Raw genomic sequence first — 6,198 nt, 5'->3', positions numbered from 1 at the left:
TGCAGGGATATTGTTGAATTGTATGGAGGTTTGCACAGTCGCCCAAGAAACAACAATAAGTGCAAGCACTATTCCGAACTCGCAGCAAAGGCCCCAATGATTATGGATTACTGCGACTAAGGAAAGATATAAAATCATTGGAATCTTTACAATTTTCAAAAGTAGACATGACTTCATCCAATGACTTTTTTGTTCCGCTGTTTTTTCTGAAAAAGTCATAAAGGACTGAATCAAGTTCGTCATACCGACCATTTAGCAGTTTGTCCCTAAATTCAGTAAGAATCTTTGCTTCATCAAGATTTTTCGTTCTTATAAAATCGCGTAACGTCCGAACCCAGTTCCTGTACCCCCCCGCCGTTGTCTAGGACATCCGCCTTGTTGTACACCCTGCCGCCCATGTTGCGTATAAATTCGGCGTAATCGTGGCGGCTCACGAACTGGTTTATCGTCTCCATCGCCGTCCGCTTGAAGTTTTACCTCATCTCGTAAAGAGCCCTTATAAGACAGAAGAATCCCTCCCCGAAAAGCGGGATTCCTTTTTTCCGGAAAGAGAGCCAACGGGGCTTGGATATATTTTTTTGAAAAATCTTGAAAGTGTATTGACAATGTCAAAAATATAATATATATTATCGGCATGAACGTTAGAATCGGCGACCACGCGAAAGGACACATGGCTAAATGCTCCATTTCAGAGCAGGATGTACGGGACCTCTTTGACGAGAAGATTCCCGTGGTCAAGGCGGAACAGTCCAAGGAATACGAGGACTGCATCGAAATCCTGGCCGTCCTTTCCGGGCAGTTCTGCAAGGTGGTCTATTCCTACGTTACCAACACCGTGACAACCGCTTTCAAGCTGAGGGACAACCAATGGAAAAAGCTGACGAAATAGAACTTGATGCCGCCGAAAAGGCAGCGTACTTCGAGAACCGCTCCGAGGCAGAGGAACTTGCAGACCACGAGTGGGCCGTTAGGAACGGACTGTCTTTCAGCGGTCCGGGCGCCTTGCAGAATGCGATTGCAGCAGCCAAGGAACGAGCCGCCGATAGCCGGAAGAGGATGGTCTCGCTCCGTATGGACTGCGAAGACATCGACGGGATAAAGGCCAAGGCCGCACGCATGGGCGTTAACTACCAGACGCTCATCAACAGCCTGGTGCACCGCTACCTCAACGGTACCGTGTCGTTCTCCGAGGCGTTCTAGGATGTTCGAGGACGACGCGGCCGTGCCGTTCGACGACCTCGAAGAAGGGCTGGAGCTTTCCGGATTCTTTGCGCCCCAGAAGATGAACCCCATCGGGCGTATCTTTTGGCTTTTCCCGGAGCTGAACGCGGCCGCTTTCGCTCGCAGGCTGAACATACCGCAACCGCTTTTCGCCGCATACGTGAACGGATCGAAGAAGCCGTCCGCCGCTCGCCGAAAGATGATAAGCGACGAACTGCACCGTATCGGGCGCGAGCTTGCGGGGGCCGTGTAACGCTATGGGCATCGACGATCTTATCCGCATGAGCCGTGCCGAAGACCTGGACGTTGACGAAATGGACATGGAGTACGGTTTCTGCCAGTGCAAGAACCGGAAGACGGACGAAACGGTCTGGGTGGCGGAGATGGATGACGGTGGTTGGGTCCTTTTCAGGTCGTTCGAACCGGGGACACCTGCGTTCCCATTGAAGGACTTGCGGTGCAAAACCATTTCCGAAGTGTACGGGCTGTTTCGGTAGGAGGCTGATTTAATGCTCTGGAAGGTTGCCGACAACTGGTTCAGAAAACGCCGTAATTTCCGGCGATGCAGAATGAAGTCCATGCGCTTTGCTGGTGGCGTGCGCAAGCGGTGTATAGGCTGGCAATTCCGCAATTCACCGCTTGACGAGTTCTTCTACGAGTTCGGGGACCCGTCGCTAAAGTTTCATGGCTTTGTCGAAATTGACGACGAAAATTTCCAGTATTTGAGCGTCAGTGTGAACGGTTTCGACGAGGTCGCAGAAATTTGCGATGTCTTCGAGAAGTACTCCGACAAGGTAGCTGGCGAACCGTCGACAACGCCGTGGAAGGCCGAATTGCTTGAAAAGGGCCGAAAACTGCTGGAAAAATTCAGAGACCGCAACGACGAGCCGTGAGGCGTTCTAGCGTGTCGAAGCGCGGTGGTTTTTCTTTTGCGTCTAGGTGCGTTTCTGCGGCCTTTTTGGGTGCAAGGGGTATTCTCGTACCACTTGGTGCAAAAACGACCATTAGGCGCGCGCTCTGCGCCGTTTTTAAGCGTCTGTGAATATTTTCCAGTACGCTTTCCGTTTTACCTCATCTCGTAAAGAGCCCTTATAAGACAAACCGACGTAAAGGGCGGATCGTCCGGCATTTCGCTCATCGAACATGTCCACAAAACCACCAATGGAATGACGGATAAGGCTCAGATGGTTATACCTCAATAAGGCGACAATTTGCCATGGAACAAGAAAGGCGGCCATTCGTGGCCGTCTTTTGAATATTCAGGGGAATTTATAGAGGGATTCAGCCTTTTTCTTTTCTTCCCATTTCGAAAGTTTCGGTGGCGGTTGCTGGCGTTGCCTTGCAATTTCGGCCGTATCCCTGAGCGCTTTGCGATAGCCCCAGATGACGAAAATCAGGAATGCAAGAGGAAGTAAACCTATAAGTAGAGTAGGATCTCCACACACAATTGCAAGCAACGGGGACAGCGCCATAAGAAGAATGGCCAAAACAAACGGCCAAAAGACGTAAGTAATGTACACGATTGCACAGACCCAATCACTTTCAGTCCAACCACTTTCAGTGAACTGATTATTTTCGTTTCCCATGGCGTCACCTCCTCGTCATCAATCTAAACAAAAATCCCCGCTTCCGGTCTAGTTTTTGTTTTCCCTCATCTCGTAAAGAGCCCTTATAAGACTTAACTTGTCTTGCTCTACTGTTTGCTAACTCTGTTTAAAACTGGATTAGCTTTTATGGCGTCATACGTCATCAGGGTTACGTCCATTTGCTTTCTGCTTCTTTAGGTACATTTCAAGTTTCTTTTCTATTCATGTTTGTTCCTTTGGTTAATGTTCGTGTTATTACTAGGCACATAGTATTCTGCCAACTCCATGTTGTGATGATACATCAGATGCATCTTCTTGTCATCCTTCAGGTACGAGATACATTCGGCAGATTCCTTTAACACCGCGTAATAGAACCATAGAGAGATATCCTCGAAGTGGAATTGAGAGATATCCTCGAAGTGGCAGAATCCGTTGCCCTTGCCTACTTCGGAAGCGACATATTTCTTTGTCTTAGGTCCATGTATGTCTTTCATGACGTCCTTGCATGCCATGAGCAGAGAGTCATATTCGTACTTTGTTAGGGTCTTGTTGAAATTGGACTTGATGCCAGCGGCGATATTTTCAGCCATGAGTTTTGCATTTGTCATTGTTTGTTTTACCTCATCTCGTAAAGAGCCCTTATAAGACATCACCTACCGTGTTATAGTTGTGCCCAATGAATAACTTGGCAAAACTTGAAAGCGCGTCGTTCATGATTCCGACCGCCTCCTGCAATGCCTTCTTCTGTCGGATTATCTGCACTTCCGGTCCGTTGATGTTGAACAGGCGGGACAGCAACGCGGAACCCCTGCTCATTCCCGGAATGGCGCTGGCGACTGCAAGCGTGCCGAGCTCGTTCACGGCACCACCGCCAAGACCGATTAGAGCATTCTTGGATGCTTCCTTGGCTGCCGTACCAATATCCTCGTCATTGAAGATGTAATCGTTCGCTCCAGTGAGAGCACCCGCCAATGAAGGCATAAGGAGAGCGGAAACCTTTTCTACGGCGCTTGCGGACTTCAACGCCGGATTTAACGATGCGATTGCGGACTGTAATGGCCTGCGGAGAACGCCGGCCAATGCGGAAGGCGTGCGAGCCACGGATCCGAATCCAGGCATGAACCCGAGGGCTGAAACAGACGCATCCGCTCCTATCTGCAAGCGGGTTGGCGTGTCCCCTTCCTTGAGAGTGCGCATCGTCGAAGGAAGGAAAAATTCCGCAAGCGCTGACTTTACCGGGTTGTCCTCGATGTACTTATTCGCAGAAGCCATTGCTGAGCGCTTGCGTGCAAATTCGCTTGCGTCGTTGCGAATATCCGCAAAGTTCTTAGCGCGGAGCCAGTCCGAGAACCGCGCCTCGTCCCATTCTCCGCTTTCCGCCTTTTTTTTCGCTTCTTCTTCCGTGATGTTGCCGTAACGAAGGAACTTGGAGAAATCCTTCTTCGAGATAGGGTCGTTCGTATAGAGCCCCATCTTTACGGCAAGGTTGTAAAGGTCGTCCGGGTCGCCCTTGTCGTAGTATTCGTTGCCGTCCTTGTCCACGTTCAGCCCCGTCACGATGCTTGCGACATCACCGCGGAATGCGTCGAGCTGTTCCTGCGTCGGGGCGTCCTTGCCACCCTCCATCTTGGTATAGAGCCCTGCCCAGTCGATGCCGTTCACGAGCGGTGCGTTCTCGCCGGAAGTCTTCCCTCCCTTTGTCGATGCGCCTTCCACGTCGAGTGAACGGGTGTATTCTTCCGCTTCAGCACGGACTTTCGGGTATGCGCTCCCGTAGAAGTCCTTCGATTTTCCATCCTTTTCGAGTTCTAGAAATCTCCTGTATTCCGATTCGGTCATTACTTTCCTCCGAAAACTTCGTTCGCGATCGCCTTTGCTTCTTCTTCCGAAAGGCTTCCCTTGAACTTGGAAATGTCATCGAGGAAACCCATGCGGCCGAAATAATCGTTCTTTCTCTTTTCCGCCTCTTCCTTGAGTTTCTTCACGTCCGCGTCGTGGCGTTCCTTGGCTGCGGAGTAGAACTGGACGCCCGCCTTATTGCCGGCTTCGATTGTTTCTGTTATAGTTGTGCCCAATGACAATGAATAACTTGGCAAAACCTTTTTCCAAATGGAAAGCGATGCCTTAACCTTTCCACGGCAACTATAGTATTTTTTATCATCTACATCGCCTATCCAACCGCTTTGGCATGGCAAATCTACCAATTTCACGCCCACCCCTAGATATGGTTTCATTCCGTAAGTTCTACCTTTCTCAATATGATATGTATAATAAATCATATCATCAATAAATTCAGCAGACGCATATAGTGTGTCATTATCATGCGCTGGAATAGAAGTTTTCCAAGACGCACTGGTTTCGATTGGCTTAGCCGCATTCAAATCGGTTTGAACCAAAATATCGCCGAACTTTGAAATAATAGTTACCTTTTTATTTTGGTCAATGTAAATTGCCTTTTCATCACCGAAAGACGTGAGCAGGGCATTTGACATTTCAGTATTATTTGTCGTAGTAATAGTTAATGGAGTAGAGTCATTCGCTTCGTTGCAGCCCATCATAAGGATAGCGAAAATCGCAAGAATTGTAAGTTTTGTATTCATAAAATTCCTTTGGTTAATTGTTAGGTTTTACCTCATCTCGTAAAGAGCCCTTATAAGACAATAAAATACGCTGTAGATTAGACAGGGATTTTCTTAAAACTATTCAATTGAGGCTCTTTCCAAATCAGCACTCCATACATGCTTCCGTCTTTTTTATCTACAACTGGGATTCCTCCTGTAATATACGAGTGACCGTCTTCGGAACGCCTTTCGAAGGAATAGAAATCACTATGCTCACGAATCCATAGAACACGCGTTTTAGGGAAACGCTTTTTGAAGATTTCAAGTGCTTGCTGCGGTGTAATCATAGGTTCCTCCAGGGAAAATTCTGTTCAGCCACAATCAAACCTCCGTATCCGAATATAGGTTATTTATTTTACCTCATCTCGTAAAGAGCCCTTATAAGACCTTCAATCTTGGACTTCTTGCAAAGAGCCTTAATCTTCTTTTCGTAGTCCTTCTTGAAATCCTTGGATGTCATAATTGCCTTTGCATCAAGACCGGTACCGTGCTGGGCAAAGTAGGTCTTAAACTTGGCTGCAATAGCATGTCCAACATAACCTGCACATACTTCCTGTAGAAGTCCAAGACCATTAGAACCTTCAAAAAGACCTGCGTTTTACCTCATCTCGTAAAGAGCCCTTATAAGACGCAAGCCCTGTTCCCAGCTCTGCTCGTTGCACCGTTCCTTTAAGTCTTTAAGGTCGTGCTTACTCAGAGGGTAATTTAGGGTATAACAAAATAACCCACCCGAATATCGTTTTTTTTATTTGGTGAGTTTGTTCTTTCAA

Annotated in this window: 11 protein-coding genes; 5 read left to right on the top strand and 6 right to left on the bottom strand. The window is 48.0% G+C overall.

What is annotated here, in order from left to right; all coding sequences use genetic code 11:
• Positions 1 to 293: 293 nt before the first annotated feature.
• The gene (locus tag MR847_RS07480; RefSeq protein ID WP_157797970.1) at positions 294 to 455 is read right to left on the bottom strand and encodes a hypothetical protein; all 162 of its coding nucleotides are present in this window, start codon (positions 453 to 455) and stop codon (positions 294 to 296) included.
• A 179-nt stretch (positions 456 to 634) separates the two neighbouring features.
• Between MR847_RS07480 and MR847_RS07475 the strand changes: the two genes are divergently transcribed.
• The 5 genes from MR847_RS07475 to MR847_RS07455 are packed head-to-tail and all read left to right on the top strand — an operon-like array spanning position 635 to position 2,114.
• A complete protein-coding gene (locus MR847_RS07475; protein WP_100425822.1) occupies positions 635 to 889 on the top strand; it encodes a hypothetical protein in 255 nt (84 codons plus the stop codon).
• Positions 868 to 1,200 carry a hypothetical protein gene (locus MR847_RS07470; RefSeq protein ID WP_100425821.1) on the top strand — a complete coding sequence of 111 codons (333 nt, stop codon included), beginning with the start codon at positions 868 to 870 and terminating at the stop codon, positions 1,198 to 1,200. The genes MR847_RS07475 and MR847_RS07470 overlap by 22 nt, the downstream gene beginning before the upstream one ends.
• 1 nt (position 1,201) lies before the next feature.
• Entirely contained in the window at positions 1,202 to 1,474 is a 273-nt protein-coding gene (locus MR847_RS07465) for a hypothetical protein (RefSeq protein WP_287723407.1), read from the top strand.
• A 4-nt stretch (positions 1,475 to 1,478) separates the two neighbouring features.
• Entirely contained in the window at positions 1,479 to 1,718 is a 240-nt protein-coding gene (locus MR847_RS07460; protein WP_100425820.1) for a hypothetical protein, read from the top strand.
• A gap of 12 nt (positions 1,719 to 1,730) precedes the next feature.
• Positions 1,731 to 2,114, top strand: coding sequence for a hypothetical protein (locus MR847_RS07455; RefSeq protein WP_146139495.1), 384 nt, complete (start codon positions 1,731 to 1,733; stop codon positions 2,112 to 2,114).
• 366 nt (positions 2,115 to 2,480) lie between these two features.
• Here the strand turns inward: MR847_RS07455 and MR847_RS07450 are convergent, their stop codons facing one another.
• From MR847_RS07450 to MR847_RS07430, 5 genes are all read right to left on the bottom strand, one after another.
• Positions 2,481 to 2,807, bottom strand: a complete 327-nt coding sequence (locus MR847_RS07450; protein WP_100425817.1) for a hypothetical protein — start codon at positions 2,805 to 2,807, stop codon at positions 2,481 to 2,483.
• Between the two features lie 218 nt (positions 2,808 to 3,025).
• Positions 3,026 to 3,397: a hypothetical protein gene (locus tag MR847_RS07445; protein ID WP_287723405.1), complete on the bottom strand. Its 372-nt coding sequence runs from the start codon at positions 3,395 to 3,397 to the stop codon at positions 3,026 to 3,028.
• 49 nt (positions 3,398 to 3,446) lie between these two features.
• On the bottom strand, positions 3,447 to 4,646 hold the full coding sequence (locus MR847_RS07440; RefSeq protein WP_287723403.1) for a hypothetical protein: 1,200 nt from the start codon (positions 4,644 to 4,646) through the stop codon (positions 3,447 to 3,449).
• Positions 4,646 to 5,407 carry a hypothetical protein gene (locus MR847_RS07435; protein ID WP_287723402.1) on the bottom strand — a complete coding sequence of 254 codons (762 nt, stop codon included), beginning with the start codon at positions 5,405 to 5,407 and terminating at the stop codon, positions 4,646 to 4,648. The genes MR847_RS07440 and MR847_RS07435 overlap by 1 nt, the downstream gene beginning before the upstream one ends.
• 77 nt (positions 5,408 to 5,484) lie before the next feature.
• Positions 5,485 to 5,715: a hypothetical protein gene (locus tag MR847_RS07430; RefSeq protein ID WP_287723401.1), complete on the bottom strand. Its 231-nt coding sequence runs from the start codon at positions 5,713 to 5,715 to the stop codon at positions 5,485 to 5,487.
• Positions 5,716 to 6,198: the final 483 nt, after the last annotated feature.

The organism is Hallerella sp., from assembly GCF_022776125.1.
Taxonomy (GTDB): Bacteria; Fibrobacterota; Fibrobacteria; order Fibrobacterales; family Fibrobacteraceae; genus Hallerella; species Hallerella succinigenes.
This window is presented reverse-complemented; position numbering and strand designations above follow the sequence as displayed.